Origin of the sequence: Sphaerisporangium rufum (assembly GCF_016863395.1) — a bacterium.
GTDB lineage: Bacteria > Actinomycetota > Actinomycetes > Streptosporangiales > Streptosporangiaceae > Sphaerisporangium > Sphaerisporangium rufum.
The window spans coordinates 156,496-182,802 of record NZ_BOOU01000053.1 but is presented as its reverse complement, the minus strand read 5'-3'; the positions used below and the strand labels follow the sequence as shown (position 1 = coordinate 182,802).

General features: G+C 75.4%; 27 protein-coding genes. 12 read left to right on the top strand and 15 right to left on the bottom strand.

Annotated elements, in window-relative coordinates; all coding sequences use genetic code 11:
- The 5 genes from Sru01_RS19590 to Sru01_RS19570 form a co-directional block, all read right to left on the bottom strand.
- Positions 1 to 1,401: a S41 family peptidase gene (locus Sru01_RS19590; protein ID WP_203988521.1), complete on the bottom strand. Its 1,401-nt coding sequence runs from the start codon at positions 1,399 to 1,401 to the stop codon at positions 1 to 3.
- Positions 1,398 to 2,441 carry an ABC-2 membrane transporter-related protein gene (locus tag Sru01_RS19585; RefSeq protein ID WP_203988519.1) on the bottom strand — a complete coding sequence of 348 codons (1,044 nt, stop codon included), beginning with the start codon at positions 2,439 to 2,441 and terminating at the stop codon, positions 1,398 to 1,400. The genes Sru01_RS19590 and Sru01_RS19585 overlap by 4 nt, the downstream gene beginning before the upstream one ends.
- The gene (locus Sru01_RS19580) at positions 2,438 to 3,331 is read right to left on the bottom strand and encodes an ABC transporter ATP-binding protein (protein ID WP_203988518.1); all 894 of its coding nucleotides are present in this window, start codon (positions 3,329 to 3,331) and stop codon (positions 2,438 to 2,440) included. The genes Sru01_RS19585 and Sru01_RS19580 overlap by 4 nt, the downstream gene beginning before the upstream one ends.
- Complete coding sequence (locus Sru01_RS19575) at positions 3,328 to 3,732, bottom strand: GntR family transcriptional regulator (protein WP_203988516.1); 405 nt, start codon at positions 3,730 to 3,732, stop codon at positions 3,328 to 3,330. Before Sru01_RS19575 ends, Sru01_RS19580 begins: the two co-directional genes overlap by 4 nt.
- Before the next feature lie 136 nt (positions 3,733 to 3,868).
- Positions 3,869 to 5,122, bottom strand: coding sequence for an MFS transporter (locus tag Sru01_RS19570; RefSeq protein ID WP_203988514.1), 1,254 nt, complete (start codon positions 5,120 to 5,122; stop codon positions 3,869 to 3,871).
- Between the two features lie 126 nt (positions 5,123 to 5,248).
- On the opposite strand from Sru01_RS19570, the gene Sru01_RS19565 reads away from it, so the two are divergent.
- A complete protein-coding gene (locus tag Sru01_RS19565) occupies positions 5,249 to 6,223 on the top strand; it encodes a DUF5937 family protein (RefSeq protein WP_239137567.1) in 975 nt (324 codons plus the stop codon).
- A gap of 252 nt (positions 6,224 to 6,475) precedes the next feature.
- On the opposite strand, the gene Sru01_RS19560 is transcribed toward Sru01_RS19565, so the two are convergent.
- Together Sru01_RS19560 and Sru01_RS19555 are read right to left on the bottom strand one after the other, a co-directional pair.
- Entirely contained in the window at positions 6,476 to 7,237 is a 762-nt protein-coding gene (locus tag Sru01_RS19560; protein WP_203988511.1) for a methyltransferase domain-containing protein, read from the bottom strand.
- Between the two features lie 146 nt (positions 7,238 to 7,383).
- Positions 7,384 to 7,968 carry a TetR/AcrR family transcriptional regulator gene (locus tag Sru01_RS19555; RefSeq protein ID WP_203988509.1) on the bottom strand — a complete coding sequence of 195 codons (585 nt, stop codon included), beginning with the start codon at positions 7,966 to 7,968 and terminating at the stop codon, positions 7,384 to 7,386.
- A 100-nt stretch (positions 7,969 to 8,068) separates the two neighbouring features.
- On the opposite strand from Sru01_RS19555, the gene Sru01_RS19550 reads away from it, so the two are divergent.
- On the top strand, positions 8,069 to 9,034 hold the full coding sequence (locus Sru01_RS19550) for a CE1 family esterase (RefSeq protein ID WP_203988507.1): 966 nt from the start codon (positions 8,069 to 8,071) through the stop codon (positions 9,032 to 9,034).
- Between the two features lie 66 nt (positions 9,035 to 9,100).
- Here the strand turns inward: Sru01_RS19550 and Sru01_RS19545 are convergent, their stop codons facing one another.
- Positions 9,101 to 10,288, bottom strand: coding sequence for an alginate O-acetyltransferase AlgX-related protein (locus tag Sru01_RS19545; protein WP_203988505.1), 1,188 nt, complete (start codon positions 10,286 to 10,288; stop codon positions 9,101 to 9,103).
- A gap of 17 nt (positions 10,289 to 10,305) precedes the next feature.
- On the bottom strand, positions 10,306 to 11,742 hold the full coding sequence (locus tag Sru01_RS19540; protein ID WP_203988503.1) for an MBOAT family O-acyltransferase: 1,437 nt from the start codon (positions 11,740 to 11,742) through the stop codon (positions 10,306 to 10,308).
- 186 nt (positions 11,743 to 11,928) lie between these two features.
- Between Sru01_RS19540 and Sru01_RS19535 the strand changes: the two genes are divergently transcribed.
- On the top strand, positions 11,929 to 12,585 hold the full coding sequence (locus Sru01_RS19535) for a response regulator transcription factor (protein WP_203988501.1): 657 nt from the start codon (positions 11,929 to 11,931) through the stop codon (positions 12,583 to 12,585).
- Positions 12,585 to 13,901 (top strand): sensor histidine kinase, encoded by a 1,317-nt coding sequence (locus Sru01_RS19530; protein ID WP_203988499.1) that lies wholly within the window; start codon positions 12,585 to 12,587, stop codon positions 13,899 to 13,901. Before Sru01_RS19535 ends, Sru01_RS19530 begins: the two co-directional genes overlap by 1 nt.
- 58 nt (positions 13,902 to 13,959) lie before the next feature.
- Here the strand turns inward: Sru01_RS19530 and Sru01_RS19525 are convergent, their stop codons facing one another.
- Together Sru01_RS19525 and Sru01_RS19520 are read right to left on the bottom strand one after the other, a co-directional pair.
- The gene (locus tag Sru01_RS19525) at positions 13,960 to 14,340 is read right to left on the bottom strand and encodes a ZIP family metal transporter (RefSeq protein WP_239137566.1); all 381 of its coding nucleotides are present in this window, start codon (positions 14,338 to 14,340) and stop codon (positions 13,960 to 13,962) included.
- A 468-nt stretch (positions 14,341 to 14,808) separates the two neighbouring features.
- A complete protein-coding gene (locus Sru01_RS19520; protein WP_203988487.1) occupies positions 14,809 to 15,816 on the bottom strand; it encodes an RNA polymerase subunit sigma-70 in 1,008 nt (335 codons plus the stop codon).
- 261 nt (positions 15,817 to 16,077) lie between these two features.
- On the opposite strand from Sru01_RS19520, the gene Sru01_RS19515 reads away from it, so the two are divergent.
- Positions 16,078 to 17,016 (top strand): aldo/keto reductase, encoded by a 939-nt coding sequence (locus Sru01_RS19515; protein ID WP_203988485.1) that lies wholly within the window; start codon positions 16,078 to 16,080, stop codon positions 17,014 to 17,016.
- A 215-nt stretch (positions 17,017 to 17,231) separates the two neighbouring features.
- Here the strand turns inward: Sru01_RS19515 and Sru01_RS19510 are convergent, their stop codons facing one another.
- Positions 17,232 to 17,771 (bottom strand): DUF1062 domain-containing protein, encoded by a 540-nt coding sequence (locus Sru01_RS19510; RefSeq protein ID WP_239137565.1) that lies wholly within the window; start codon positions 17,769 to 17,771, stop codon positions 17,232 to 17,234.
- A 417-nt stretch (positions 17,772 to 18,188) separates the two neighbouring features.
- On the opposite strand from Sru01_RS19510, the gene Sru01_RS19505 reads away from it, so the two are divergent.
- Entirely contained in the window at positions 18,189 to 19,019 is an 831-nt protein-coding gene (locus Sru01_RS19505) for a TetR/AcrR family transcriptional regulator (protein ID WP_239137564.1), read from the top strand.
- Between the two features lie 115 nt (positions 19,020 to 19,134).
- Here the strand turns inward: Sru01_RS19505 and Sru01_RS19500 are convergent, their stop codons facing one another.
- Entirely contained in the window at positions 19,135 to 20,313 is a 1,179-nt protein-coding gene (locus Sru01_RS19500) for an MFS transporter (RefSeq protein WP_203988474.1), read from the bottom strand.
- Between the two features lie 73 nt (positions 20,314 to 20,386).
- On the opposite strand from Sru01_RS19500, the gene Sru01_RS19495 reads away from it, so the two are divergent.
- The 5 genes from Sru01_RS19495 (at position 20,387) to Sru01_RS19475 (ending at position 23,483) form a co-directional block, all read left to right on the top strand.
- The gene (locus Sru01_RS19495) at positions 20,387 to 21,145 is read left to right on the top strand and encodes a DeoR/GlpR family DNA-binding transcription regulator (RefSeq protein WP_203988472.1); all 759 of its coding nucleotides are present in this window, start codon (positions 20,387 to 20,389) and stop codon (positions 21,143 to 21,145) included.
- 140 nt (positions 21,146 to 21,285) lie between these two features.
- On the top strand, positions 21,286 to 21,900 hold the full coding sequence (gene wrbA / locus Sru01_RS19490; protein WP_203988470.1) for an NAD(P)H:quinone oxidoreductase: 615 nt from the start codon (positions 21,286 to 21,288) through the stop codon (positions 21,898 to 21,900).
- A gap of 35 nt (positions 21,901 to 21,935) precedes the next feature.
- Positions 21,936 to 22,481, top strand: a complete 546-nt coding sequence (locus Sru01_RS19485) for an NUDIX domain-containing protein (protein WP_203988468.1) — start codon at positions 21,936 to 21,938, stop codon at positions 22,479 to 22,481.
- Positions 22,482 to 22,576: 95 nt separating this feature from the next.
- Positions 22,577 to 23,035, top strand: a complete 459-nt coding sequence (locus tag Sru01_RS19480; RefSeq protein WP_203988461.1) for an ATP-binding protein — start codon at positions 22,577 to 22,579, stop codon at positions 23,033 to 23,035.
- Between the two features lie 100 nt (positions 23,036 to 23,135).
- On the top strand, positions 23,136 to 23,483 hold the full coding sequence (locus Sru01_RS19475; RefSeq protein ID WP_203988459.1) for an STAS domain-containing protein: 348 nt from the start codon (positions 23,136 to 23,138) through the stop codon (positions 23,481 to 23,483).
- On the opposite strand, the gene Sru01_RS19470 is transcribed toward Sru01_RS19475, so the two are convergent.
- Positions 23,470 to 24,192: a hypothetical protein gene (locus Sru01_RS19470; protein ID WP_203988457.1), complete on the bottom strand. Its 723-nt coding sequence runs from the start codon at positions 24,190 to 24,192 to the stop codon at positions 23,470 to 23,472. The genes Sru01_RS19475 and Sru01_RS19470 overlap by 14 nt on opposite strands.
- 54 nt (positions 24,193 to 24,246) lie before the next feature.
- Between Sru01_RS19470 and Sru01_RS19465 the strand changes: the two genes are divergently transcribed.
- Complete coding sequence (locus Sru01_RS19465; RefSeq protein ID WP_203988455.1) at positions 24,247 to 24,930, top strand: TetR/AcrR family transcriptional regulator; 684 nt, start codon at positions 24,247 to 24,249, stop codon at positions 24,928 to 24,930.
- Between the two features lie 58 nt (positions 24,931 to 24,988).
- On the opposite strand, the gene Sru01_RS19460 is transcribed toward Sru01_RS19465, so the two are convergent.
- Positions 24,989 to 26,227, bottom strand: a complete 1,239-nt coding sequence (locus tag Sru01_RS19460) for an iron-containing alcohol dehydrogenase (protein ID WP_203988453.1) — start codon at positions 26,225 to 26,227, stop codon at positions 24,989 to 24,991.
- Between the last annotated feature and the right edge of the window lie 80 nt (positions 26,228 to 26,307).

Here is a 26,307-nt window from a genome sequence, read left to right as displayed (position 1 = left end):
TCACTCGTGCAGCAGGCTCAGCGCCCGCTCCAGTGCCGGGTCGCGCCCGGCGGCCGCGTCCTTCGCGGTCAGGGGCACATGGTGGTCGGGCGGCACGCCGATCCGGTCGACCACCTCGCGGCCGGGCCCGAGGTGGTGGCGGGCGGGCAAGGTGAGCACGGTGTTGTCGGCGAGCAGGTGGGGTTCGGCGGGGCCGGAGACCGCCCCGGCGGTCCGGGTGCCGACCAGCCGGCCGGCGCGCAGGTCCTTGACCGCGGAGCTGAAGTGCTCGCACGCCGAGGCGCAGCCGCCGTCGACGAGCACCACCAGCGGCAGGCCGAGCAGCTCTACGGTGTCGTCGGTCCGCGCGGCCTGGCAGGCGCCGGCCGCCGTGCACAGGTAGGCGGTGACCTTGCCGTGCACGAAGGCGCTCAGCAGCCGGATCGCCTCGGCCGGGCTTCCGCCGCCGTTGCCGCGCAGGTCCAGCAGGACGCCGGTGAGCGTGCGGCCGGCGCGCATCCGGGCGATCTCCCGAAGGACCCGGTCGGCGGCGTCGCCGGAGAACCCGGTGAGCCGCACGTAGGCGACGCCGCGGGCGAGCGGCCTGCCGGTGACCGCGCGCAGGGTGGCGGGGTCTCGCGGGTACAGGCCGGGCTTGAGGGTCACGTTCCAGCGGCGGCCGGTGGACCGCCGGAGCATCCGCAGCCGGACCGGGGCCGCCTGCGGGTAGCTCGGATACAGGGCGTCGATCGCGGCGGCGGTGGCCCGCCCGCCGATGAAGGGCGCCGATCCGTCGACCGACTCGATGATGTCCCCCGGGCGCAGCCCGGCCGCCCGCGCCGCGCCGCCCTCCACCGCGGTGACGAACAGCGGAGGCAGCGCGGCGTCGGGCCTGCGGGCACTGGCGCGCAGGCCGAGGCCGTAGCCGTCGCCGTCGTAGTATCCGGGCGGCCGCTTGAGACCGTGCGTCCATCGGGCGTGGTCGTCGTCCAGGGCGGCGACCATGGCCTCCACGGTGGCCACGGCCAGCCGGTCGCGCAGGCCGGGCACCTGGCCGGTGGTGGTCCGCCAGGCCGCCGCGAAGGCGGCCCAGTCGGCCTGACGGTCGCCGGTCAGCGGCGGCATGACCGCCCCGGCGACCTCGCGCCCGGCGCGGTTCAGCTCCCGGGTCAGGGCGGTGAACGCGGCGGTCAGCAGCAGGCGGGCGTCCAGCGTGGCGCCGCTGTAGTAGGTGCCGAGGATGCAGAAGTACACCTGCTCGATCACCTCGACGGTGGTGGCGGTCTCCGGCCCGGGGGCGCCTGCGGGCGCCGGGCAGACCGTGCTCTGCGGGCTCGCCTGGGCGCGCGGCGCGGCCGGGGCCGTACAGCCGGCGGCCAGTACCAGGGCGATCCCGGCGGCCGCCGACCTGATGCCGCTCACGACAGGCGTCTGCGGATGGCCCAGAAGGACGACCCGGCGAGGCCGAGGGCGAGCGCGGCGTAGATCCCGGTCTCGATCCACTGCAGGGGCCAGAACCGCTCGAGCGGATGGAAGGTGGCCCGCTGCCGGTAGCCGAGCCGGTTGATCTCGGTCGTGCACGCCCCGAACGCCGCCCCGGGCGCGCAGGGTCCGGAGGTGGTGGAGACCGGCACCGCGGATCCCCCGCCGTCGTCGGCGAGCGGCCGTCCCGCCGGGTCGAGGATGCCGTTGGCCAGGACCCAGGAACCCGGGTGGCCGGGCGTGACCGACTTCAGGCGGATGCGCGGGGTTCCGCCGCCGTCGCGGTCGACGCTGATGCCCTCCACGTTCGCCGGGCCGATCTCGAAGGTCGAGGTGACCGGGGCCATCAGGTGCGGCCGGACCAGCAGCGGCATGGCGATCTGCACGGCGGCGAAGACGGCCAGGGTGAGCGCCATGGCGGGCAGGGTGCGGCGCACGAACATGCCCACCGCCACCCCGAGGGCGACGGCGAAGGCCGCGTACCCCATGGGAACGACGCCCCGGGCGCCGAAGACCAGCGGTGCCACCAGGGCGAGGTCGGCCGGCGCCGAGTCGTCCAGCGGGCCCGACCACCAGGTCACCATCAGGCCGCACAGGCAGGCGGCGGCCATGGCGAGCAGGCAGGTGATCCCGAGTTTGACCGCAAGCCAGCGGCGCCGGGTGACGCTCTGGGACCAGGCCAGCAGGTGGGTGCCCGCCTCCAGCTCGCGGGTGATCATCGGTGCGGCCCAGAACAGCCCGGCGAAGGCGGGCAGCAGCACCACCAGGAGGCTGACCGCCAGGAAGGGGGTGTCGTAATCGCCGAAGAACCGGTCGTAGAACTGCAGGCAGGTGGACTGGGCGGCGCAGTCGGCGAGCCCGGCGGTGTGGCGGGCCGCCATGCCGGGGCCGGTCAGCAGCAGGACGGCGCCGATGACGGCGAGGACGGCGGCCATCGCGATGGCCGAGCCGCGCAGCTGGCGCCAGGTGAGCCAGATCATGGCCGCACCGCCAGGGGGGTCCGCGGGTCGCCGGCGGGCCGCCGGTCCAGGTAGGCCAGGACGAGGTCCTCCAGGCCGAGCGGGGTGACGGTCCAGGCGGGGTCGTGGATCGGCGCGTCGGTGCGCACCACGTACGTGCTCTGCCGGTCGGTGTGGCTCGCGCAGATCACCTGCTGGCCGGCGGGCAGCCGGCCGGGGTCGCGGCGCGGGCCGGTGAGCCGGTGATGGGTGGCCAGCAGCGTCTCCACCTCGCCGGCCACCAGCACCCGGGAGTCGACTAAGACGACCAGGAAGTCGCAGACCCGCTCCAGGTCGGACACCAGGTGGGAGGAGAGCACCACGCTGAACGCGTGCTCGGCGGTGGCCTCCATCAGCCCTTGCATGAACTCCCGGCGGGCCAGCGGGTCCAGCGAGGCGACCGGCTCGTCGAGGATCAGCAGCTCGGGCCGCTTGGCCAGGCCGAGGGTGAGCGCGAGCTGGGCGCGCTGGCCGCCCGACAGCCGTCCCGCCCGGTGCGCGGGGGTCAGGCCGAACCGGGCGGCGCGCTCGCTCGCCAGGCCGGCGTCCCAGCGCGGGTTGAGGCGCGCGCCCAGCCGCAGGTGCTCGGCGACGGTGAGCTGCGTGTAGACGGGCGCGTCCTGGGCGACGAAGCCGACCCGGGCGAGCTGCCCGGGGGTGTCGGCGGGCGGGCCGCCGAGCACGGTGATGGCGCCGGACGTCGGTTCGAGCCGGCCGGCGGCCAGCTTCAGCAGCGTGGTCTTGCCCGCGCCGTTGGGGCCGACCAGCCCCACGACGTGGCCGGCCGGGATGTCGACGGTGCAGTCGCGCAGCGCCCATCGTCGCCTGCCGTACCGTTTGCCCAGCTGCCGGGCCTGTACGACGGTGTTCACGCTATGTCCTCCTGGGCGGGGGTGCGAAAGGTGGTGAGGAAGAGGGCCTCGATGCTCTCCTCGTCCAGGCCGGCCCGGCGGGCCTTGGCCAGCCAGCGCCGCAACTCCAGGCGGAGCGGGCCGTGCGCGGCCAGCGAGGTGCCCGCCAGGGTCGCCGTCACGAACGTCCCGACGCCCTGCCGGGCGGCGACCAGGCCTTCGTGCTCGAGCTCCCGATAGGCCTTCAACACGGTGTTGGGGTTGATCGCCAGGTGCGCGACGACCTCCTTGACGGTGGGCAACTGGTCGCCCTCGCCGAGCAGGCCGAGCCGCAGCGCGTGCCGGACCTGCTGGACCAGCTGCTGGTACGGCGAGACGCCGGACCTGGTGTCGAGGTAGAACTCGATCAAGGCTTTCTCCATACATCTAATGTACTAGGACCCTAGATGTTTAGATGTATGGAGACTGTAAGGGGAATCCGTGATCAGGATGTGGGCTCGTCCTCGCCTTCGCGCCGGCACCGGAGGGCGTGCGGGCGGAGGTCCGGCCGGCGGGCGGTCACGCCGTCCCCTGCCCCGCCGGGAGGTCACGCGACGTCCGCAGCGGCGAGCACACGATCGGCAGGCAGCTCACCGCCAGCACGCCCGCACCCGCCCACAGCGCCGCCCGTACCCCGATCAGCTCACCGACCAGGCCGGACGCCGCGGCGCCGATCGCCAGCGCCCCGGTCAGCAGGAAACGCATCGTCGCCCCGACCCGGCCGAGCAGCCGGTCGGGGGTGACCCGCTGCCGGTAGCTCACCTTGATCACGTTGCTGACGCCGACCTTGACGGTGAGCGCGGTCCACGCCGCCCCGGCCGCCCAGAGCCCGGCACCGCCGTCCAGCAGCGGTAGCAACGGCAGGAAGGGAACGATCCCGACGCTCGTCAGCAGGATCAGCCGCCCCTCCCCCAGCCGCAGGGCCAGCCGGCGCGCGGCCGCCGAGCCGAGCAGGGAGCCGGCCCCGCCCGCGGTGAGGAACGCGCCGAGCCACAGCGGGGACAGTCCCGGTTCCTGGAGGAACAGCACGGGCAGCATCGTCATCACGATCTGGCAGCCCAGGTTGGTCAGCGCGCCCTCGGCGGTGAAGACCCGCAGGACCGGGTGGCGCGCCACCAGGCGGACGCCCTCGGCGATGTCGCGGCCCAGGCCGGCCCTCGCCGTGCCGGGCGGTGGCTCGGGCCTGCGGATGGAGCGCAGGCACAGCGCCGACCAGATGAAGCTCAGCGCGTCCACGGCGATGGCCACCGGAGCCGACAGCAGCTCCACCAGCAGGCCGCCGACGCCTCGGCCGGCGAGCTGGTTGGCCGCGTCCATGCTGACCAGCGCGGTGTTGGCGGCCGTCAACCGCCCGGGCCCGACCAGGTGCGGCAGGTAGCTCTGGTCGGCGACGTCGAAGAACACCGTGGCCGCCCCGCACAGCAGCGCCACCGCGTACAGCTGGTTCAAGGTGAGCGCCCCCGCCCACCAGGCGAGCGGTACCGAACCCAGCAGTACGGCCCGCAGCAGGTCGGCCGCCACCATCACCGGCCGCCGCCGCACGCGGTCCACCCAGGCACCCGCGGGCAGGCCGATCAGCAGGAACGCCAGCGTGCCGGCCGTAGCGAGCACCCCGACCTGTCCGGGGCCCGCCCCGAGCGCCGCCACCGCCGTCAGCGGCAACGCCAGCTGCCCGATCGAGGTGCCCAGCCTGCTGGCGGTGGCCGCGGCGAACAGCCGCCGGAACCCGGCGTCGGTGAACACCGGGCCGCCGGGCATCGTCGAGGTCGTCATGAGCCGAACCCTGCCGCCGCCCGGCGGCATGCTCCATCGATTCGCGCTGGAGCGAATCGACCGGCGCGCGGTACCGTTCCGGCCCCGGTTCAGGAACACCGGGACGCGGGTGGAAAGGGGTGCGGCGTGCTGCGGCTTGGGTTCGAGCTGGCCGATCTGGCCTGCATGCGGTTCGCGTTCTCGCCCCTGTGGGAGGTCGTGGCGAGCACGCGGGTGCTCAGGAGCCCCGGCGAGCACCCGCTGCACCGCCCCTGGGTCTCGGCCGCCGCGCCGAGGCTGCGGGCCGCGGGCGTCGACTGGGGCGTACTCGCCGACCTGGTGCCGGTGCCCACCCGCACCATCCCGGCGTTCGTCTGCCCCCCGCCGGTCACCACCGCCCCCGGCCTGGAGCTGGAGCTGGCCACCATGCGCGCCACCCCGCCTGAGCGGGTCCGCGCCGACCTCGCCGGGCTGGCCGGGTCCCGCCTCGCCCCGCTGCGCCAGGACCCGGCGCGAGGGCTGGCGGAGCTTTCGGAGGTGATCCGCGCCTACTGGGACGCGGCGCTGGCCCCCTACTGGCCGGGCATCCGCACCCTGCTGGACGGCGACATCCTGCAACGGGCCCGGCTGCTGGCCGAGGGAGGCGCGGCGCGGCTGCTCAACGATCTGGACCCGGCCGTCCGCTGGACCGACGACACCCTGCTGCTCAGGCACCGGCACCGGTCGGGCGAGCGCAGGCTGGGCGGACGGGGGCTGTTGCTGGTGCCCTCGGTCTTCATCTGGCCGCGGATCTTCTCGATCACCGTCCCGCCGTGGCAGCCCACCCTGCGTTACTCCCCGCGCGGGATCGCCACGCTGTGGGAGCGCCGCCGGACCGAGGTGCCCGAGGCGCTGGCGGCGGTGCTCGGCCGTACCCGCGCGATGTTGCTGGGCGAGCTGGCCGCCCCGGCCTCCACCACCGAGCTGAGCCGGCGCACCGGCATGTCCATGGCCGGGGTGTCGCGGCATCTGACCGCGCTGCGCGCGGCGGGGCTGGCCGGCGCGCACCGGTCGGGCAGGTTCGTGCTCTACGCGCGTACCGAGGCGGGCGAGACGCTTGTCGCCGGGTCATCACCGGGCTGAGCCGGGGTTCAAGCTCCAGGGACGTGGAACGACTCGTGCGACATCCTCGGACCGGAGACGGCCTGGACGGCCGGTGCCTGCCCGCCTGCCGGCCGACCGGTTCGGCCGGGTCGCCGGACGGGAACGAGAAGATCTGGATGACGTGCACGTCGAGCGGGTCGAGCGCGCCGCCCGGCGCCGTCCTGCGACAGGGCACCACGAAGTCCCGCCACCGACCACATCGTGGTCATCGTGATCGGCGGCGGGTCGCGCTCAGGCCGGGCGGCGGGCCTCGATGAGGACGCGGCTGGAGTGGGCGACGAACGGGCCGTCCCGCTCGATGCGCTCGTGCAGGGCGCGCAGCCGGTCGCGGTGGCGTTCGACGGTGAAGCCGGGGACGATCCAGATCACCTTGCGCAGGAAGTAGACGACCGCGCCGACGTCGAAGAACTCCATCCGCAGCCGCTCCAGCCGCGCCTGGACCACCGTCAGTCCGGCCGCCGAGGCCTCGGCGGTCTCCACCTCGGGGTGGCGCCGGTTCCGCCGGTCGGTCGGCTGCGGGCCGAGGAAGAACTCGGCCAGCTCGAACACGGTGGCCGGGCCGACGTGCTGGGCCAGGTAGGTGCCGCCGGGCCGCAGCACCCGGGTGATCTCGCTCCACCACGCCGCGACCGGGTGCCGGCTGACCACCAGGTCGAACACCCGGTCGGCGAACGGCAGCGGCGGCCGCTCGCCGGTGGCCACCACCGCCACCCCGCGCGGCCGCAGCAGCCGGGCGGCCCGGGCGAGGTTGGGCGGCCAGGACTCGGTGGCGGCCATGACCGGTGGCAGCACCGGCGCGCCGTTCAGCACCTCACCGCCGCCGGTCTGTACGTCCAGCGCCGCGCCGGCCCGGGCCAGCCGGTCGCTCATCAGCCGCTGGTAGCCCCAGGACGGGCGCTGTTCGGTCGCCCGGCCGGCCAGCCAGGAGAAGTCCCAGCCCTCGACCGGCGCCGCCTCGGCCTCGCTCACCAGCTCCTCGAACGCGCGTCCCATCCCGGCATCCTCACCCGGCGGGCCGCCGGGACGGAAACGGTTTTTCCCGGCCACCGGCCACGCCGCCGTCCATCCGCGCCTACGGCGACCCCGCCGGGCGGCCGTGCGGCCGGGCCCGGCTCGGGCGATTCGCCGGTGGCGGCGATTCAGCCCGCGCGGCCGGGCACCGCGGCCGGGACGATCCGGGCGACCAGGGCGTCGACCAGCCACGCGAAGCTGTCGTCGGCGGGGACGGCGAGCGCGAACACGCCGGCCGCCTCCAGGGCGCAGAACCCCTGGACGGCGCTGCGGATGCCCCGGGCGGCGTGCAGGCGCGCGGGGCCGTCCGGCGCGCAGGTGGCCAGGATGTCGGCGGCGACCGCGGCGGCCTCGTCGGCGGCACGGCGCACGTCGTCGTCCTGGTAGTGGTCCACGCCGAACGCGGTCGCCGCGTAGCGGGCCGGGTGGTCGCGGGCGTAGGCGCGCTGGGCGTGCGCCAGCGCCCGCAGCGCGTCGGCGCCGGCCCGGCCGGTGGCGGCGCGCCGGCAGCGGTCGGCGATGTCGAGCAGGCCGCGGACGCAGATCGCGGCGCGCAGCTCGCGCAGCCCGCCGGGCACGTGGGCGTACAGGCTCGGCGGTGCCATGCCCAGGTGGCGGGCCAGCGCGCTGACCGTCAGGGCGTCCAGGCCGTGCTCGTCGGCGTAGGCGATCGCGGCCTCGATCACGGCCTGCCTGTTGAGTCGTCTGCGCATGGTCCGTCCGTCACCTGGGGCGTGGGTCCCGATCCTAGGCCACTCCATCATCCTATAGGGTTTAGGTCAGCACCTAATAGCCATAGAAGGAGTGTCGCCCATGCGCGTCATCACCGCCGCCCTGCTCGCCGCCGCGGTGGCCGCCGGCCCCGCGGCCCTGCCGGGCGCCGCCACGCCGCAGGAACGGCCCCAGCGGGACCGGCCCGGCACGGTCCGCCCGCCCACCTGGGTGGAGGGCACCCTGCGCGTCGGCGGAGTCGATCGGGCCTACCGCCTGTCGGTGCCGCACCCCGGCCGGGTCCCGGTGATCATCGCCCTGCACGGCAAGGGCGACACCCCCGCCGGCATGGACAAGACGACCCGCCTGTCGGCCGTCGCGGCGGCGCGCGGGATCGCCGTGGCCTACCCCACCGGGCTGAACAAGGCATGGGGGGACTCCCTGGAACCGACCAGGCTGCGCCCCGACCCCCACGCCGACGTGGAGTTCGTCGAGGCGCTCGCCCGGCGGCTGGTGCGCGGGCACCACATCGACCCCGCGCGGATCTACCTGGCCGGGATGTCCAACGGGGCGAACCTGGCGCTGCGCATCGCCGCCCAGCGTCCCGCCCGGTTCGCCGGGGTCGCCGCCGTCGCCGGACAGCTCGCCGCCCGGCCCGCACCGCCGCGGCCCGAGCGCGGCATCCCGGCGCTGATCGTCTACGGCACCGCCGACCCGCTGCGCCCCTACGCCGGGCTGCCCGACCCGCCGCCGCCCAACGACCAGATCAGCAACGAGCCGCCCATCGCCACGATCGGCACCATGGACACCGCCCGCGCGTTCGCCCGCGCCGCCAAGGCCGCCCGGCACGCCCCGGTCCGACTGCCCGACACCGCGCCGGACGACGGCACCACCGTCACCCGGACCACCTGGCACTCCCCCGGCACGCCGCGGGTGGAGCTGTACACGGTCAGGGGCGGCGGCCACACCTGGCCGGGGGGAACCGGCCAGTATCCCGACATCCAGGGCCGGGTCGGCATGGACATCGACGCCGGGCGGGTGATCGTCGGCTTCTTCGCCCGGCGGTGACCGCCCGATCGCCGGGTCCCGGGGCAGGGCTGCCCCGGGACCCGGCCCGGCCGGGGAGCGGCCGCCTCACCGTGCAGGGGTACGAAGCGCGGACTCCAGCGCGTCGAGCACCGCGTCCTCCAGCGGGTCGGCGCGGCCGCCGGCCAGGTGGCGTTCCACGATCTCCACCACCACCGTGCCGGCGCCGGCGACCGTGGCGGCGAACCGATCCGCACCCAGCGTGGCGGGGGCGTCGCTGCGCAGGTAGGTGACGTCGGCGAAGTACGGCAGCACCCACGGCAGCGAATTGCGGGTGAAGGAGTCGCCGACGATCACCGTCGCCTCCCGGTACAGCGGCGCCGCGGTGGAGGCATGACGGGTGCGGAACGACACCGGATACCCCTGGCGCTCCTGCCCGCTCTGGTACACCCCCTCGCGGACCAGCCGCCACCGGTCGATGACCTCCTCGGCGTCGGTGCCCAGCAGCCCGCCCAGGTCACCGGCCCGCGGCGCCCGCCCGGCCCGCACCAGCCGGGTGCCGCGGCCCAGCGCGGGATCCAGCGCCCGGGCCAGCTCGGCGCCGAACAGCCCGGCCGAGCGCTCGGTCCAGTGGCTGTCGGTGCGCCAGTAGGCCGGCTCGCCGGAGGCCCGCTGCGCCCGCTCCAGCGGGCCGCGCAGGTCGAGCAGGCCGGGCAGGCCCGCCGCCCGCAGCGCCGCCCACAGCTCCTGCTTGCGCCGGGCCAGGCACCCCTGGCCGGGGAAGCGGCCGGGCAGCCGGTCCGGCACGATCGTGGTCTTGTCGGGCGCCACCGCGAGCACCAGCCGCCGGCCCGACCGCCGCACGATGCCGGCCAGCCGGCGCAGCCGTTGCACCGTGCCGGCGACCGGCCGGCGGGGCCGGCAGGCCTCGCTCACGTCGTCCCCGAAGTACAGCCAGCCCTCGCGTCCCTCGATCACCCGGGGGTAGCCGGTCGCCGAGGCCCCGTAGGCCGGGGCCTGCCCGAACAGCGCCTGCGACACCGCGGCATGGCCGCGCACCGCGTACCGGCGCAACGGCAGGTGAGCGGTCGCCCAGTCGTTCACCCGCGGCAGCGCCGCCAGGCCCTGCGACAGCGGCGGGAAGCCCGGCAGCCGCCGGTTCTCGATCTGCTCGGCCCGCTCCCCCGCCGCGTAGGCCAGGGCCGGGCCGAAGAAGAACAGCAGCGCCGCCAACGCGGTCACCGACCGGCGCCGCGCGCCGGCCCGGCCCGGCGGGCGGGCGGGTCCCTCGGTCATGGTCTGCTCGCCTCCGGTCAGAACTGGTAGTACAGGAACGGGCTGAAGGTCCCGGCGGCGACCAGCACCGCCGCGACCGGGGCGGCCACCAGGCTCACCGCGGCCCGCGCCACCCGGGCGCGGCGGCCGCGGCCGCACTCCAGCAGCCGGCCGAGCGGCGGCCCGGCCGGCAGCACCACCACGGCCGCCGCCAGCACCAGCACCGCCGTCCGCTGGTGACCGGCGGCATAGGCGGCGAACTCGTCCAGCCCGCCCGGCCGCCAGGTGACCATCGCCCGCAGCATGCCGGCGGCCTCGGTCATGCTCGGCGCCCGGAACACCACCCAGCCGGCCATCACCAGCAGCAGGGTCACCGCCCGCCGGCCGGCCGCCGCCAGGGCCGCGCGAGGCGGGCGGTCGAAGCCGAGCAGCCGCTCGGCCACCAGCAGCGCGCCGTGGTAGCAGCCCCAGACCAGGAAGGTCCACCCGGCACCGTGCCACAGCCCGCACAGCACGAAGATGATCACCAGGTTGCGGTAGGTGCGGGCCGCGCCGCGCCGGTTGCCGCCCAGCGGGATGTACACGTAGTCGCGGAACCAGCGCGACAGCGACATGTGCCACCGCCGCCAGAAGTCGGTCACCGAGTAGGCGCTGTAGGGCCGGTCGAAGTTCTCCGGCAGCCGGAAGCCCAGCATCCGGCCCAGGCCGACGGCCATGTCGGAGTAGCCGGAGAAGTCGAAGTAGATCTGCAGCGTGTAGGCCACCGCGCCGAGCCACGCGGTCGGCGTGGAGACCGGGCCGCCGGGGTGGGCGAACGCCGCGTCGGCGATCGGCGCCAGCGAGTCGGCCACGACCACCTTCTTGGCCAGGCCCAGGGCGAACCGGGGGAACCCGGCGGCCAGGTCGCCCAGGCGGTCGGCGCGGGCCGCGCCGAGCTGGCCGGCGATCTCGTGGTAGCGGACGATCGGCCCGGCGACCAGCTGCGGGAACATCGCGATGTAGGTGACGAAGGCGACCGGGCTGCGCTGGGCGGGGGTGTCGCCCCGGTAGACGTCCACCACGTACGACAGGTGGTGGAAGGTGAAGAAGGAGATCCCGATCGGCAGGGCCAGGTGCACCACCGGCAGGTGGCCCAGCCCGAGCGCGGCGGCCAGGGCGGCGGCCTGGGCGGTGGCGAACCCGGCGTACTTCCACACCGCCAGCACCGCCACGTCCCAGCCGGCCGCCGCCAGCAGCACCGCCCGGCGCGCCCGGGGCCGGCCGGCCGCCCACGCCGAGTCCAGCGCCAGGCCCGCCGCGTAGTTGACCGCGATGGCCGACAGCAGCAGCGCGGCGTACCCGCCGGCACCGAAGGTATAGAAGACCAGGCTGGCGGCGGCGACCACCCCGTCACGGTGCCGCGCCGGCAGCACCAGGCAGGCCAGCAGGGTGGCCGGCATGAAGAACCACAGGAACAGCGGGGAGGCGAACGACATCGGTGTCCAGGAGGGCGGGGAGAGTCGGGCGGGGACACCGCGCAGTCCAGCAGCCGGCCGATCATGAGAGCGTTACCGGAATCGGTAACGCCCGCGTTATGCGCCGGCTGCCACCCTGAACGGCGCACGTGCGCGCCGCCGGGCGGGCCGGCCGAGGCGGCGGGCGGGGATGAGGGGAGCAAGCGGATGCGGGTCCTGGTCGCCGAGGACGAGCGGATGCTCGCCGACTCGATCGCGGCCGGCCTCGGCGGCCAGGGCCTGGCCGTGGACGTCGCCTACGACGGCCGGCGGGCCCTGGCGCTGCTGGCCGCCGCCCGCTACGAGGTGCTGGTGCTGGACCGGGACCTGCCCAAGGTGCCCGGCGACCAGGTGTGCCGCACGATCGTGGCCGCCGGCGGCCTGGTGCGCGTGCTGATGCTCACCGCCGCCGGCGCGGTGGACGACCGGGTCAGCGGCCTGTCGCTGGGCGCCGACGACTACCTGGCCAAGCCGTTCGCCTTCGCCGAGCTGCTGGCCCGGGTCCGGGCCCTGGCCCGCCGCACCGGGTCCGCGCACCCGCCGGTGCTGCGGCGGGCCGGCATCACCCTGGACACCGTGCACCGGCAGGCCTTCCGCGCCGGCCGCTACGTCCCGCTGTCCCGCAAGGAGCTGGCCGTGCTGGCCGAGCTGATGCGCGCCCGCGGCACGGTCGTGTCGGCCGAGACGTTGCTGGAGAAGGTGTGGGACGAGCGGATCGACGCCTTCACCACCACCGTGCGGACCACGATGGCCAAGCTGCGCCGCAAGCTGGGCGAGCCGGGCGTCATCGAGACCCTGCCCGGCGTGGGCTACCGGATCCCGTGATGAGACGACCCGGGAGAAGGACGGCGGCACGGACGGTCCGGGCGCGGTTCGCCCTGGCGTTCACCGCCGCGTCGCTGCTGGTCGGCGGGCTGCCGCTCGCCGGGGCGCACCTGGCGGTGCACCTGAGCCTGGCCACCCTGCGCGCCGGGAGCGCCACGATCATGGTCGGCTCCTACGGCCGTATGTGGCTCAAAGAGACCCCGGCCACGCGCCCGGCGTTGTACGAGGGGATCGTGCAGCGGTACGTGCTGACCGCGATCCTTGATGATCTGCGGCTGTGGGGCGGGCTGCTGCTGCTCGGCGGCTCGGCGGTGGCCGGCGGGGTGGGCTGGTGGGCGGCCGGCTGGGCGCTGCGCCCGCTCGGCGCGCTGACCGCCGCCGCCCACCGGGTGGCCCGTGGCCACGACCTGCACGAACGCATCCGTTACCCGGGCCCGGAGGAGGAGGTCAAACAGCTGGCCGACATCATCGACGGCCTGCTGGCCCGGCTGGCCCGCACCGTGGACGGGCAGCGGCGCTTCATCGCCAGCGCCTCCCACGAGCTGCGCACCCCGGTCGCGGTCAACCGGACCCTGGTGGAGGTGGCGATGGCCGAGCCCGGCGCCCCGCCGCAGCTGCGGCGGCTCGGCGAGTCGCTGCTGGTGGTCAACGCCCGCCACCACCGGCTGATCGACGGGTTGCTGGCACTGGCGCAGGGCGGGCAGGCGATCCTGGCCCGCAGCCGGTTCGACCTGGCCGACCTGGTGGAGCACGTGGCCGACGAGGTGGCGGCCGAAGCCGCCGAGCTCGGAATCACCGTGCACGACACGGCCGGTCACGCGCCGACCGTGGGCGATCCGGTGCTGGTGGAACGGCTGGTGCGCAACCTGGTGGAGAACGCGATCCGCCACAACGTCCCCGGTGGCCGGGCGTGGGTCGCCTGCGACCGTCCCGCCCCGGCCGCCGGCGGCCAGGAGGAGGGGGCGCAGGACCACCGGCGTCCTCGGCAGGAGGGGCAGGACGAGCGTGGCGATCGGGCCGTGCCGCGGCGGGGCGCCGGCGGCGACGATGGGGAGGAGGGTGAGGGTGATGAGGGTGGCGACATGGTGCGGCTGACGGTGGAGAACACCGGGGAGCCGGTGCCCGCCTGGGAGATGGAGACGATCTTCGAGCCGTTCCGGCGGCTGGAGGGCGACCGGGCGGCGTCCGGCGCCGGCAGCGGGCTCGGGTTGTCGATCGTCCGGGCGATCGCCGAGGCGCACGGCGGCACGGTCACCGCCCGCCCGCGCCGGGACGGCGGCCTGTCGGTGACCGTCCTGCTGCCCGCCGAGGACTGATCACCCGCCGCCGGATGCCCGGCCCTCGAGATGACGGCGGCACGCGGCCGGGCCGCCCTCAGGAGCCCAGGCGCTCGACGCTGAAGGCGGTGAGGAACCCCGCCGTGGCGATGAGACCGGTCAGCACGTGGGCACGCTCGAACGCCTCGGGGATCATGGTGTCGGCGACCATGCACAAGATGGCCCCGGCCGCCACCGCGGTGATCACCGCGACGGTGGCCGGGGAGGCGTCGCGCAGGGCCACGAAGCCGACCAGCGCGGCCGCCCCGCTGGCCGCGGCGATGCCGCCCCACACCCCGAACACGTAGCCCGGGCCTCGGCCGGCCTGCTTCATTCCCGCCGCGCTGGACAGGCCCTCGGGGATGTTGGAGATGGCGATGGCGGCCAGCACCGCCACCCCGACGCCCTGGCCGCCGAGCAGCGACAACCCGAGCACCACCGATTCGGGGACGCCGTCGAGCAGCGCGCCGACGGCGATGGCGGCGCCGCTGCCCGGCGCCTGCGTCTCGGAGGGCCGGCCTGTAGCCAGGTGGGCACGACGCGGCTCCTCTCCCGCTCACCCCGGACAGTGATCGATGATGACATGGCCGGAAATCAACGGTGCGGCCTACCCGGCCTGCCGGCCGCTGAACATGCCCGGTGATTCCACCGGTGACCACCCCTGGAGCAGACCCCCACCGATTAGCTTTCCGCGCCGCCCCCGTCTGTACGGGTGACACCGACCAACGGAAGGCCGGCACGATGCGGAAACTCATATTCGCCATGAACGTGAGCCTGGACGGCTACATCAGCGCGCCCGGCGACGACATCAACTGGAGCGGGGACGTTCCCCGGCGGCGCCCTGATGACCCGGTAGGAGACGAGGCGCTGAGCACGGCCCGGCCGCCCACCCCGGGCGGCCGGGCGGTCACAGCGTCGCGGGCAGGCCCAGCCACGGTTTGCCGGTGGCGTCGAATCCGGTGAGCTCGGCGATCTTCCCGTCGACGATGCGCAGGACCGCGATGGTGAACAGGCGGTGATCCGGATCGCCGGGAGTGCGCAGGTACAGCGCGGCGGCGGGCATGCGGTTGACCGTCGTGGCGACGCAGCGCCAGTCGTCGCGGCCGCGCCGGAACAGGCCACCGGAGACCCAGCCGTCGACCGCGTCCCGGGCCGTGACGGTCACCGTGCCCGGATCGGGCAGCATCGCGAAGCGCAGATCGTCGCGCAGCAGGGCCGTCAGTGCGTCGAGGTCGTTGCGCTCGTGGGCGTCCATGTACGACTTCACCACGCCGCGCTCGTCGTCCGACAGCTCGTGCGTGGCAGGGCTGCGCCAGTCGAGGCGGCGCCCGGGCAGCCGCTCGCGCATCGTCACGCGCGCCCGCTGCAGCGCGCTGGTCACCGACGCGACGGTCAGCTCCAGGGCGCCGGCGACCTTGGACGCCGGCCAGCCCAGGACGTCGCGCAAGATGAACACCGCCCGCTGCCGCGGCGGCAGGTGCTGGACGGCGACGATGAACGCCAGCTCGATCGTCTCCCGCGCCACCACCGATTCCTGCGGGTCCTCCGGAAGCATCCGGTCGGGGTAGGGCTGCAGGTGGGGCACTTCCGCGCCCGCGCCCGGCAGCTCGGCGGGCACCGGCGTGCGGTCGTTGCGCTTCTCCAGGAAGTCCAGGCAGGCGTTCGTCGCGATCCGGTACAGCCAGGTCCGCGGCGCGGCGTGGCCCTTGAACGACTCCCGCCCGTTCCACGCCCGCAGGAACGTCTCCTGCGTCATGTCCTGGGCGTCCTCGTAGTTGGCGAGCATCCGGTAGCAGTGCACCTGCAGCTCGCGCCGGTAGCGCTCGGTGATGAGCGCGAACGGTGCCGCGTCGTTCGCGCGGGCCGCCGCGATGAACGCGGTCTCCTCGCCGCCTGGCGGTCTGGCGTCGCTCATGGTCGTCGATCCTTCCCCGGGTGGCGACTGTCTACCAGTACCGACGGCGGGGCGGCGCATTTCTGAGCGGTGGGACACCGCGCCACGGCGGGCCGCCGGCCGCCCGCGCCGGGCGATATGATCCCTTTGACACCTGGAGCCTCCCGGCACGGACCGCCGTCCGCCGCGGAGGCTTCACTCGTCTACGGCACGGGCCGCCCCCCCGCCCCCTCCCCTCCCCCGCGCCGGGCCTGCGGCCCGGATTCGCTTCGAAGGAGAACCATGTCAGACGTGCGCGCGCACCCCACCACGACCGTCACCGCGGACGCCGCGGGCACCTGGCGGCTCGGCGACCTGACCGTCAACCGGATCGGGCTCGGCGCGATGCGGCTCACCGGCAGCGCCGCCTTCCATCTCGGCGCGCCGAGCGACCGGCAGCGGTCGATCACCGTGCTGCGCCGCGCGGTCGAGCTGGGCGTCGACCACATCGACACCGCCGCCTTCTACTTCTCCTCGCTGCGCTCGGCCAACGAGCTGATCAACCGGGCCCTGCCCCCCTACCCCGACGGCCTGGTCATCGCGACCAAGGTCTGGCCCGGCCGCCACCCCTCCGGCGAGTGGTGGTGGGCCACCCCGCAGCAACTGCGCGGCCAGGTCGAGGAGAACCTGCGCCAGCTGGGCCGCGACCACCTGGACCTGGTGAACCTGCGCGTCCCGGCCAAGCGGGGGTCGGAGTCGATCGCCGAGCACTTCGGCGCGCTGGCGGACCTGCGCGCGGCCGGGCTCGTCCGGCAGCTCGGGGTGTCCAACGTCACGCCCGCCCAGCTGGCCGAGGCCCAGGCCATCGCGCCGGTGGTGTGCGTGCAGAACCCCTACGGCCTGGGCGCGCCCGCCGCCGACCGGGAGTTCCTGCGCTCCTGCGGCGCGCAGGGCGTCGCCTTCGTCCCGTTCTTCGCGATCGCCGGCGCCGGACGCGAGGCCGGCGCGGACCGGGCCGGCGGCGGCGCGGAGGAGGAGGCGGTGCTCGCGGTCGCCCGCGCGCACGGCGCCACCCCCGCGCAGGTCCGGCTGGCCTGGACCCTGCACCAGGGCCCGCACGTGCTGGCGATCCCGGGCACCGGCGACCCCGAGCACCTGGCCGCCAACGTGGCCGCCGGCGCGCTGCGCCTCACCGCCCAGGAGATGGCAGCCCTGTCGTCCCTCGCCCCGGACGGCGGCTGACGGCCCCGGCCCCGGGGGACGATCGGCACCGCGTGCGTGGACCCGTCCTCGACCATGATCGCCAGGTGCGGGGCGGCCGCCGGGTCAGGCCTCCCCGCCGGTCCTATGGCGGTTGATCGGATGCGACCCGCGCGGGGCCGCCGCCCGCACGCGGGGATGCGGCCGGAGCCGGCCAGGTGGCCCGCCCCGGCCCCGGTCACATCCCCCGCGTCCGGCTAGTCACCGGGCAACAGGGTGAAGGTGAATCCGGTGTTCCTCGTCCGGCGCGGCGGGACCTCGCACTTGATCCGGCGCGACACCTCGTTCCTGCTGAGGCCGAGCCCGCGGGCGATGAGCCGATCCGGGCGCACCGGCACCGGATCGGCGAAGACGACCGCCACCTGGACCGGCCAGGCCTGGTCGAGCCGGACCGGCGTGGCCTCCAGCCGCCAGGCACCCGTCCAGTCCAGGGTGAAGCGGTTGCGCCGGGCGAACAGCGGGTCCAGCAGCAGGGCGGCCACCGGTCGCGGATCGTTGACGAGGTAGCCGTGCAGCTCGGCCGGATCCAGGGACCTGACCGGTACCCGTTCGTGCACGGTGAGCTTGCTGGTCCGGTCGCAGGACACGCAGCCGACCAGCAGCCACACGTCCAGCAGCCTGCCGTTGGCGTTGACCCGGAACCTGCCCTCGCCGGCGGTGGCCGACTGCGACCCGCAGTCCACGCAGCGCAGTGACAGCAGCGGCGGCCTGGTCCGGCGGACGACCCAGGGCGGCACGGTATGAGGTTGTGAAGACATGATCTCTCTAGATCTGACACGAGGCCGATTACGCGCGGCCTCAAACGCCGTTTGACCCGGGCGCGCGAAGGCGACCCGGCAGGGCCGGCGGCGCCGGCCACGGGTGAGCGGAGAAAGGTGTCAGATCTGTCGAGCAGGCGGGGTCACGCCGTGTTGTCCTCTGTCCTCGATTGCGATGGGTCGCAGGCAACCTACGGGAGCGCGCACGGCCGGCTCAACCGGTTTTCGGCCGCGCCGCCGGCGCCCTTTGGGGCAGGCGGCGGTGCCCGCCCGGCGCGGTGACCGCCCATGGTGCGGGCCGGTCGTGCCGCACCTCAGGGGCCGGCCCGCGGAACTCGTCGCGCACCGGCCCGGGGCCTCGGCCCGGCGGCGGCCTCCCGATGAGAGGATGACGCCGTGCCGCCGACCTCGCCCACGCCGCCCGCCTCGCCGACTCCGCCGGTGCCGACCGGAACCGACCGCAGCGGCGCCGGCGATCCGGCGCGCACCCTGGAGCTGCTCTGGCGGACGCCCGGGGCGCGGCCCGCCGGGCGCGGCCCGCGCCAGGGGCTGACGGTGGAGGAGGTGGTGGCCGCGGCCATCGCGGTCGCCGACGCCGAAGGGCTGGCGGCGCTCACCATGCGGCGGGTCGCCCAGCGGCTCGGCGTGGGCGCCATGTCGCTGTACACCTACGTGCCGGGCAAGGCCGAGCTGCTGGATCTCATGCTGGACACCGTCTTCGGTCAGGTCCCCCGCCCCGCCCTGTCGGCGCTGCCCTGGCGCGAGCGGGTGCGCGCCGTCGCCGACGCCAACATGGCCATGTACCGGCAGCATCCGTGGATGCTCTCGGTGGCCACCGGCCGCCCGCCGCTCGGCCCCGGCCTGATCGCCAAGTACGACCACGAGCTGAGCGCACTGGACGGCCTCGGCCTGCACGACGTCGAGATGGACGACGCGCTCACCTACCTGCTGGGGTTCGTGCAGGCCTCGGCCCGGCTGGCCGCCGACGCCCGGGCCGCCACGGGGCAGGGCGCGCTCAGCGACGAGCAGTGGTGGGCGATCGCCGGGCCGCTGCTGGCCCGGGTGTACGACGCCGAGCGCCACCCCATCGCCACCCGGGTCGGTGCGGCGGCGGGTGCCGCGCACAACGCCGCCGTCGACCCCGGCCACGCCTACCGGTTCGGCCTGGAACGCGTCCTGGACGGGCTCGGCGTGCTCATCGACCGCCGCGCCGCCGGGCCGGCCTGAGCACGCCCCGCGGCGTGACCTGCGGCGTGACCTGGGCCGCGGACCGACCGCGGGCGGCGGTGCGGGCCGGCGCGGGCCGGCGCGGGCCGGCGCGGGCCGGCGCGGTGCGGGCCGGTCACACCGTCTCGGCGGCCGGCCGCGGCGCGCCGGCCGGCGCCGGCCGCAGCACCCCGGCCGCGACCGCGGCGGTCGCGCACAGCGCCACCGGCAGGAAGAAGGTGAGGTTCAGCGGCATCAGATGGGTCAGCGGCCCGATGACGGCGGGACCGGCGAGCATGCCGAGATAGCCCAGCCCGGCGACCCGGGAGACGTTGACCGCGGCCGCGGCGGGGTCGGCGTGCCCGGCGGCGCTGAACAGCTGGGGGACGCACCCGGCCAGCCCCGCTCCGAACACCGCCCAGCCGGCCAGCGCCGGCGCCACCCACGGCGACAGCGCCGCAGCCGCCAGCCCGGCGGCTGCGGCCGCGGCGCCGTAGCGCACCACCGCCACCGGCCCGAAGCGCCCGGTCACCCGGTCGGCCACCAGCCTGCCGGCGGTCATCGCGGTGGAGAAGGCGCCGAACGCCAGGGCGGCGGTGGCCTCCGGCGCCTCCAGCACCCGCCGCAGGTGCAGCGCGCTCCAGTCGTTGGCCACGCCCTCGCACATCATGATCATCAAGGCGAGGGCGGCCAGCGCCCAGATCCGCCGCGGCGGGCGCCGCCGCCCGCCGCCCGCCGCCGGCGGCGCGCCGGTCCCGCCGCCGGGCAGCAGCGCCCGGGCCGCCGCCAGCGTGACCACCAACCCGGCCGCCGCGGTCACCGAAAGCGTCGTCGCCGGGCTCCACCCCCAGCTGAGCGTGCGGGCGGCCACCAGCGAGGCCAGCAGCCCGCCCAGGGAGAACACGGCGTGGAAGGCGGACATGACCGGCCGCCGGTAGCCACGCTCCACCAGCACCGCGTGGGCGTTCATGCTCACGTCCAGGCAACCGTTGCCGAGCCCGAACACCAGCAGCGCCGCCCCGAGCGTCCAGCCGCTCACCGAAAGGCCCGGCAGCACCGCCGCCGCGCAGCACAGCGCCGCGGCGACCGGGACGACCACCCGCGGGCCGAACCGGTCGGTGAGCGGGCCGACGGCCCGCATCCCCGCCACCGCCCCCGCGCCGAGCAGCAGCAGCAACGGGCCCAGCACCGCGTGGTCGATCCCCGCCCGCAGCTCGATGCCCGGGATGTGCACCACCCACATTCCCAGCAGGCAGCCGTTCACGGCGAAGTAGGCGAAGGTGGCCAGGCGGGCGGCGCGCAGAGATCTGTCCATACCGCGAACCTATCGAACAATCCGGTATTGCGAAATGTTGTCTTTCGCACATGGCTCGTGTTCAATGCAAGGCATGGCAGGTACCGATCGACTCCGACAGATCACCGACGCCGTCCGCGAGGCCGGCCACGCCGGCGTCGCCGAACTGGCCGCGCTCACCGGCGCCTCGGAGATGACCATCCGCCGCGACCTGGACGCCCTGGCCGCCCAGGGCGTGGTGGAGCGCTACCGCGGCGGCGCCCGCAGCCTGCTGCTGCGCGGCGAGGAACCCCCCTTCGCGCTGCGCGCCCGCGACGGCCTGGAGGCCAAGCGGCGCATCGCCGCCGAGGCCGCCGCCCTGATCGCCGACGGCGAGTCGATCGTCCTGGACAGCGGCACCACCTGCCTGGAGGTCGCCCGGGCGCTGGCCCACCGCCGGCTGACCGTCGCCCCGCTGTCCCTGCACGCGGTCAACGCCCTCACCGGCGCCCCGGCGATCACCCTGCTGGTCCCCGGCGGCCGGCCCCGCCCCGGCGAGCTGGCCCTCACCGGCCCGCTGACCGAGGCGTCGCTGTCGGCGCTGCGCTTCGACACCGCGGTCATCGGCTGCTGCGGGCTGGCGGCCGCCGACGGCCTGACCGCCCACGACCTGGACGACGCCGCCGTCAAGCGCGCCGCCATGGCCTCGGCGCGCCGCGTCATCGCCGTCACCGAATCCGCCAAGCTGTCGCGCACCGCCCTGGCCTTCGTCGCCCCGGTCGCCGCCCTGCACGCCGTCGTCACCGACACCGGGGTCCCCGCCGAGGCCGCCGCCGCCCTGGTGGCGGCCGGCGTCACCGTCCGCGCCGCCTGACATCCGCCCGCGCGGCGGCCGGCGCCTCACATTCCGCCCGGCCGGATCGTCCTACCGGTGCGACCAGAGACGATCAGCCGGTCCCCACCTCCCCCGGTGGCGCCGGCGACCCCGACCCGCGAAGGCAGGAACGAGCGACCATGGACCCCGTCCACGTCACGATCATCCACTACAGCGCCACCGGCACCGTGCACGCCCTGGCGCTGGCCGCCGCCGAGGGGGCCGAGAAGGCCGGCGCGCAGGTGCGGCTGCGCAAGGTCCCAGAACTCCTCCCGGCCGCGGTCATCGACGCCGTGCCCGCCTGGAGCCGGCACGTGCGCGACACCGCCCACATCAGCGAGGCCGCCCTGGACGATCTGGCCTGGGCCGATGTGGTGCTGTTCGGCACCCCCACCCGGTTCGGCAATCCCGCCGCCGCGCTCAGGGCGTTCATGGAGACCACCGGCCCGCTGTGGGCCGCCGGAGAACTCGCCGGCAAGGTGTACTCGGCCTTCACCGCCAGCAACACCGCGCACGGCGGGCAGGAGTCCACGCTGCTGGCGCTGGCCAACACCTTCTACCACTGGGGCGGCATCATCGTCCCGCCCGGTTACACCGACCCGGTGCAGTTCGAGTCGGGCAACCCCTACGGCACCTCGCACGTGGCCGGGGACGGCCCGCCCGGCGAGGTGGCCCGGCGGGCGGCCCGCCACCAGGCCGCCCGCGCCGTGGAGGTCGCCGCGGCGCTCAAGGCGGGCCGCCGCGACCGGCGGTGAGCGCGCCCGGCACACCCGCCCCTATGATCGGCGCCATGACCGGTGCCCGTCCCGACATCCGGCGGCTGTCGTCCACGGTCGTCTACTCCAACGCCTGGATGACCGTGCGCGAGGACCGCATCGCCCGGCCCGACGGATCCCAAGGCATCTACGGCTACGTCGTCAAACCCGACTTCGTGCTGGTCATCCCGGCCGACGGCGACGGCTTCCACCTGGTGGAGGAGTACCGCTACCCGATCGGCCGCCGCTCGTGGAGCTTCCCCCAGGGCAACGCCACCGCCGCCGGCCCCGAACAGGAGGCCCGTATCGAGCTGGCCGAGGAGACCGGCCTGCGCGCCGCCCACCTGCGGCACCTGGGCCGGCTGGACAACGCCCACGGCACCACCGACCAGGGCTTCCACGTCTACCTGGCCACCGGCCTGACGCCGGGCCCGGCCGACCGCGAGCTCACCGAGCAGGACATGCGCCAGCGCCGCGTCGGCCGCGCCGAACTGGAGGACATGATCCGCACCGGCGCGATCTCCGACTCCTGCTCGATCGCCGCCTACACCCTGCTCCTGCTGCACGAGCGCACCGCCTGACCGCCGGCGGCCCGCACCCGCTCACCGGCCGCCGGCCGGCCGTGAACCACCCGCGCGGGCGCGGGAAGGGGCGGGCAGGCATTATGGTCGTCGCGATGGGGTGGACTGGCGCCGGGGTGGACGGCTCGCTGCTGGGGAGGATACCGGTGGGTGGCACTGAGCCGACGTCCGCGTACTGGCCGATCACCGACGACCTCAGCGCCCTGCGCCACCGCGTCCGCGACTACGCCTTCGAGGCCGGGCTGGACGGCATCCCGCTGCAGGACCTGGTGCTGGCCGTCAACGAGGCCGCCGCCAACGTCCTGGACCACGCCTACGGCAAGGGGCACGTCCAGGCCTGGCACGACGACAGGCAGGTCACCGTCGAGGTGCACGACTGCCTGGGCGAGCTGCGCCCCGCCCACGCGGCCGCCGGCGACCCCGGCGCGGCCACCCTGCGCGGCCGCGGCCTGTGGCTGATGCACCAGCTCTGCGACGAGGTGGAGATCATCAACGAACCCGGCGGGGCCGCCGTCCGGCTGCGCCAGTCCTACGGCCGCCGACCGCATCGTTGACCGCCGCCCCGCACCCGCACCCCGCATCCCGTCCCGCACCGTAGACCCCACGGCCGGCCACCGCCCGGGCCGGCCCCGCCCCGCACGGAGGTCACCCCTCGTGAATCTCACCGTTGACGTCGAGACCGCCGGCCCGGTGCGCACCCTGACCCTGGCCGGCGAGCTCGACCACGGCGGCGCCCCCCACCTGCAGCAGGCCCTGGACGACGCCTACACCTGCGGCTGCCGGCAGCTGATCATCGATCTGACCGGGCTGTCGTTCTGCGACTCCACCGGCATCAGCGTCCTGCTCGGCGCGCGCCGGGTGATGGCCGCGCGCCGGGGCGACCTGGCGCTGGCCGGGGTCAATGCGCGGGTGGAGCGCATCTTCCGCCTCATCGGCCTGGCCGAGGCCTTCCCCACCTACGCCACCGCCGAGCAGGCCCGCGCCGCCATCACCCCCGCCTGAGCCCGGCCGCCGGCCCGCCCGGCCCGCCTGGCTGAACGGGCCCGGCGGGCGCCCCGGCCAGCCGCAGGCCGTAGGCGACCAGCCACACCACCCAGGCCAGCCAGCCGGCCAGCCCCACCAGCCCCAGCGGCCCGGCGCGCTCGATCACCAGGAAGGCCAGGCAGGCCGAGGTGAACTGCAAGACGGCCGCCAGCGCCCCGAGCGCCGCCAGCCAGGGCCGGATGAGCCCGGCGCGCAGGCCCGCCACCGACAGCCCGGCCAGCGCCATCGCCAGGAAGGTGCCGTTGAGCGTGAACGCCGCGTCGTGCCAGGCCCAAAGGGCGGCGGCCGCCTGCGGCCCGGCGCCCGCCGACCTGGCCAGCGCCAGGCGGGCCGCGATCACCCCGGCGAAGGTGAGGTTCTGCAGCAGCACCCCGGCGAAACCCACCAGCGACCACGCCTCCTGCCGCGCCTGTTCCGATTCCCGCACCGCCGTGACGGCGGCCGCGCCGAACAGGGTCGCCAGTATCCAGGCGAGCGGGGCCAGGGCGCTGGCCACCCCGACCAGGCGTCCGTCGGCGGCGAAGAACGCGGCCGCGCGCCCGGCGTCGGTCCCCGCCGGTGGCAGCCCGGCCGGAACCATGATCAGGTTGATGGTCGCGATGGTGACGGCGAACCCCACCGCCGCCGCACCGCCGATCCGGGAGAAGCGCATCAGGGGAACCTCCATGCTTTACGCACCTTATATTCAATATAAGTAGCGTAAAGCACTAGGGTGCTGCCCATGGACCAGGGGGGACGGCGCCGCTACGACGCCCTCAACCGCACGGCACAGGCAGTGCAGACCCGCGCCGCCATCGCCCGCGCCGCCCACCGGCTGTTCGTCGAGCGCGGGTGGGCCGCCACCACCGTCCGCGACGTGGCACGCCAGGCCGGCGTCTCGGTGCCCACCGTCTACTCCGCCTACGGCAACAAGGCCGGGCTGGCCCGCGCGCTGGCCGACGCCGCCGACCTGTCGGCCGACCTGCCGCGCCAGCTGCGCGAGCTGCAGGACCCCGCGGCCGGCCCCGCGCGGCAGCTGGCCGCGATGGCCGCCTTCGACCGCCGGCTGTACGAGCGCGGCGGCGAGGTCATCGTGCTGGTGCGCGAGGCCGCCCGCGAGGAGCCACAGCTGGCCACCGCCTACCGCGACGGCCGCCGCCGGGCCGACCACACCCGCCGCGAGGTGTTCGCCTCTTGGCCGGCCGGCACGCTGCGCCAGGGAGTGGACGCCCATACGGCCGCCGACATCTACGCGGCCCTGTGCAACATCGACGTCTACCTCGTGCTGACCACCGAACGCGGCTGGTCTCCCGGCCGGGTCGAACAGTGGTGGAGCCGGGCACTGGCCCGGGAACTGCTGAGCCGGCCCCCTGCCGCCCCCGAACCGCCGCAGCCGGCCCCCGCCCGCCCGCCGGGCGAACGGTGACCGCGCACATCCGGTCCTCAGGGTGGGGCAGGCGGCCCGCCGTGCGATGAAAGGCCCGTCACCATCTCCGCTGCCGAGCCGGGACCCCTCGTGCCCGCTCCCCGGTCCAGGCCGCCTCCAAGATCGCGAACAGGCTGGCGGTGTCGGTCGGGCCCGGATGGTTCTGGATCAAACGGGTGACGCCGCCGGCCATCTCCGCGAAGCGCGGGAGGTCGGCGCGGGCCACGCCGATGTCCGCCAGGGTGGCAGGGATGCCGATGCCGGCCAGGAGCCCGTCGAGCCAGGCGAGGAACGCATCGGCGGCCTCGGCGTCGGAGGCGCCGCCCACCTCCAGCCCGCACACCCCGGCCAGGACGGCCAACCGGTCGCCGATGGCGTCCTTGGCCGCCTCCAGCGCATACGGCAGCAGCAGCCCGACGCCCAGGCCGTGCGGGGTGTGGGTGGCCGCGCCGATGGGGTACTGCAGGGCGTGCGGGGCCGCGTTTCCCGCGTGGGAGAACGCGAGCCCGGCCAGCATGGACCCGTACGACATGTCCGCGCGCGCGTCCTTGTCGCCGCCGTCCCTGACGACCCGGGGCAGGCTGCGGGCGATCCGCTCGGCGGCCGGCAGCGCGTAGTGATCGGTGATCGGGTTGCGGCCGAGGAAGACCTGCTCCACCAGGTCGCGCGGCCCGTGCGCCCGGGGCCGCGCGGTGTAGCTCTCCACCGCGTGACAGAACGCGTCGATGCCGGAGTGGGCCGTGACGGTCGCCGGGCAGGTGTAGGTGAGCTCGGGGTCGACGATGGCGAAGTCGGGCACGATGTGGACGCTGGAGACCCCGACCTTCAGCGCGCGGTCGGGGTCGGTCAGCACCGAGACGGGCGTGAGCTCCGAGCCGGTGCCCGACGTCGTCGGGACCGCGACGAGCGGAATCGTCGGCCCCGGCACCCTCGACTCGCCGTAGAAGTCGCGCGGCGTCCCGCCGTGGCGCCGGATGACGCCGACGATCTTGGCGAGGTCGATCACCGTGCCGCCTCCGATGGCCAAGAGCACCTCGGCGTCCACCTTCGCCGCGGCCGAGACGGCCAGGGCGACATCGGCGAGCGGCACGTCCGGCGTCGCGTCGGCGAACACCCCGACGACGTCGACCTTCTCCCGCACGGCGGCCACGATCTCGGCCACGCCCGGCTGCCCCAAAAGAACCCGGTCGGTGACGATGAGGACGCGCGAGCCGCACTCGGCCACCACGCGCGGGATGTTCTGCGCGACCCCTTCGCCCACCATCAGCTGGCGTGGTCCGCGGACGGTCTCAAGCATGTCGGCGCCTTTCTGGAACGTCGGCGGTGTCTGCTGGGCGGACGTCCAGGTCACCTGCGGGACCGGGACGGCGTCGGCGA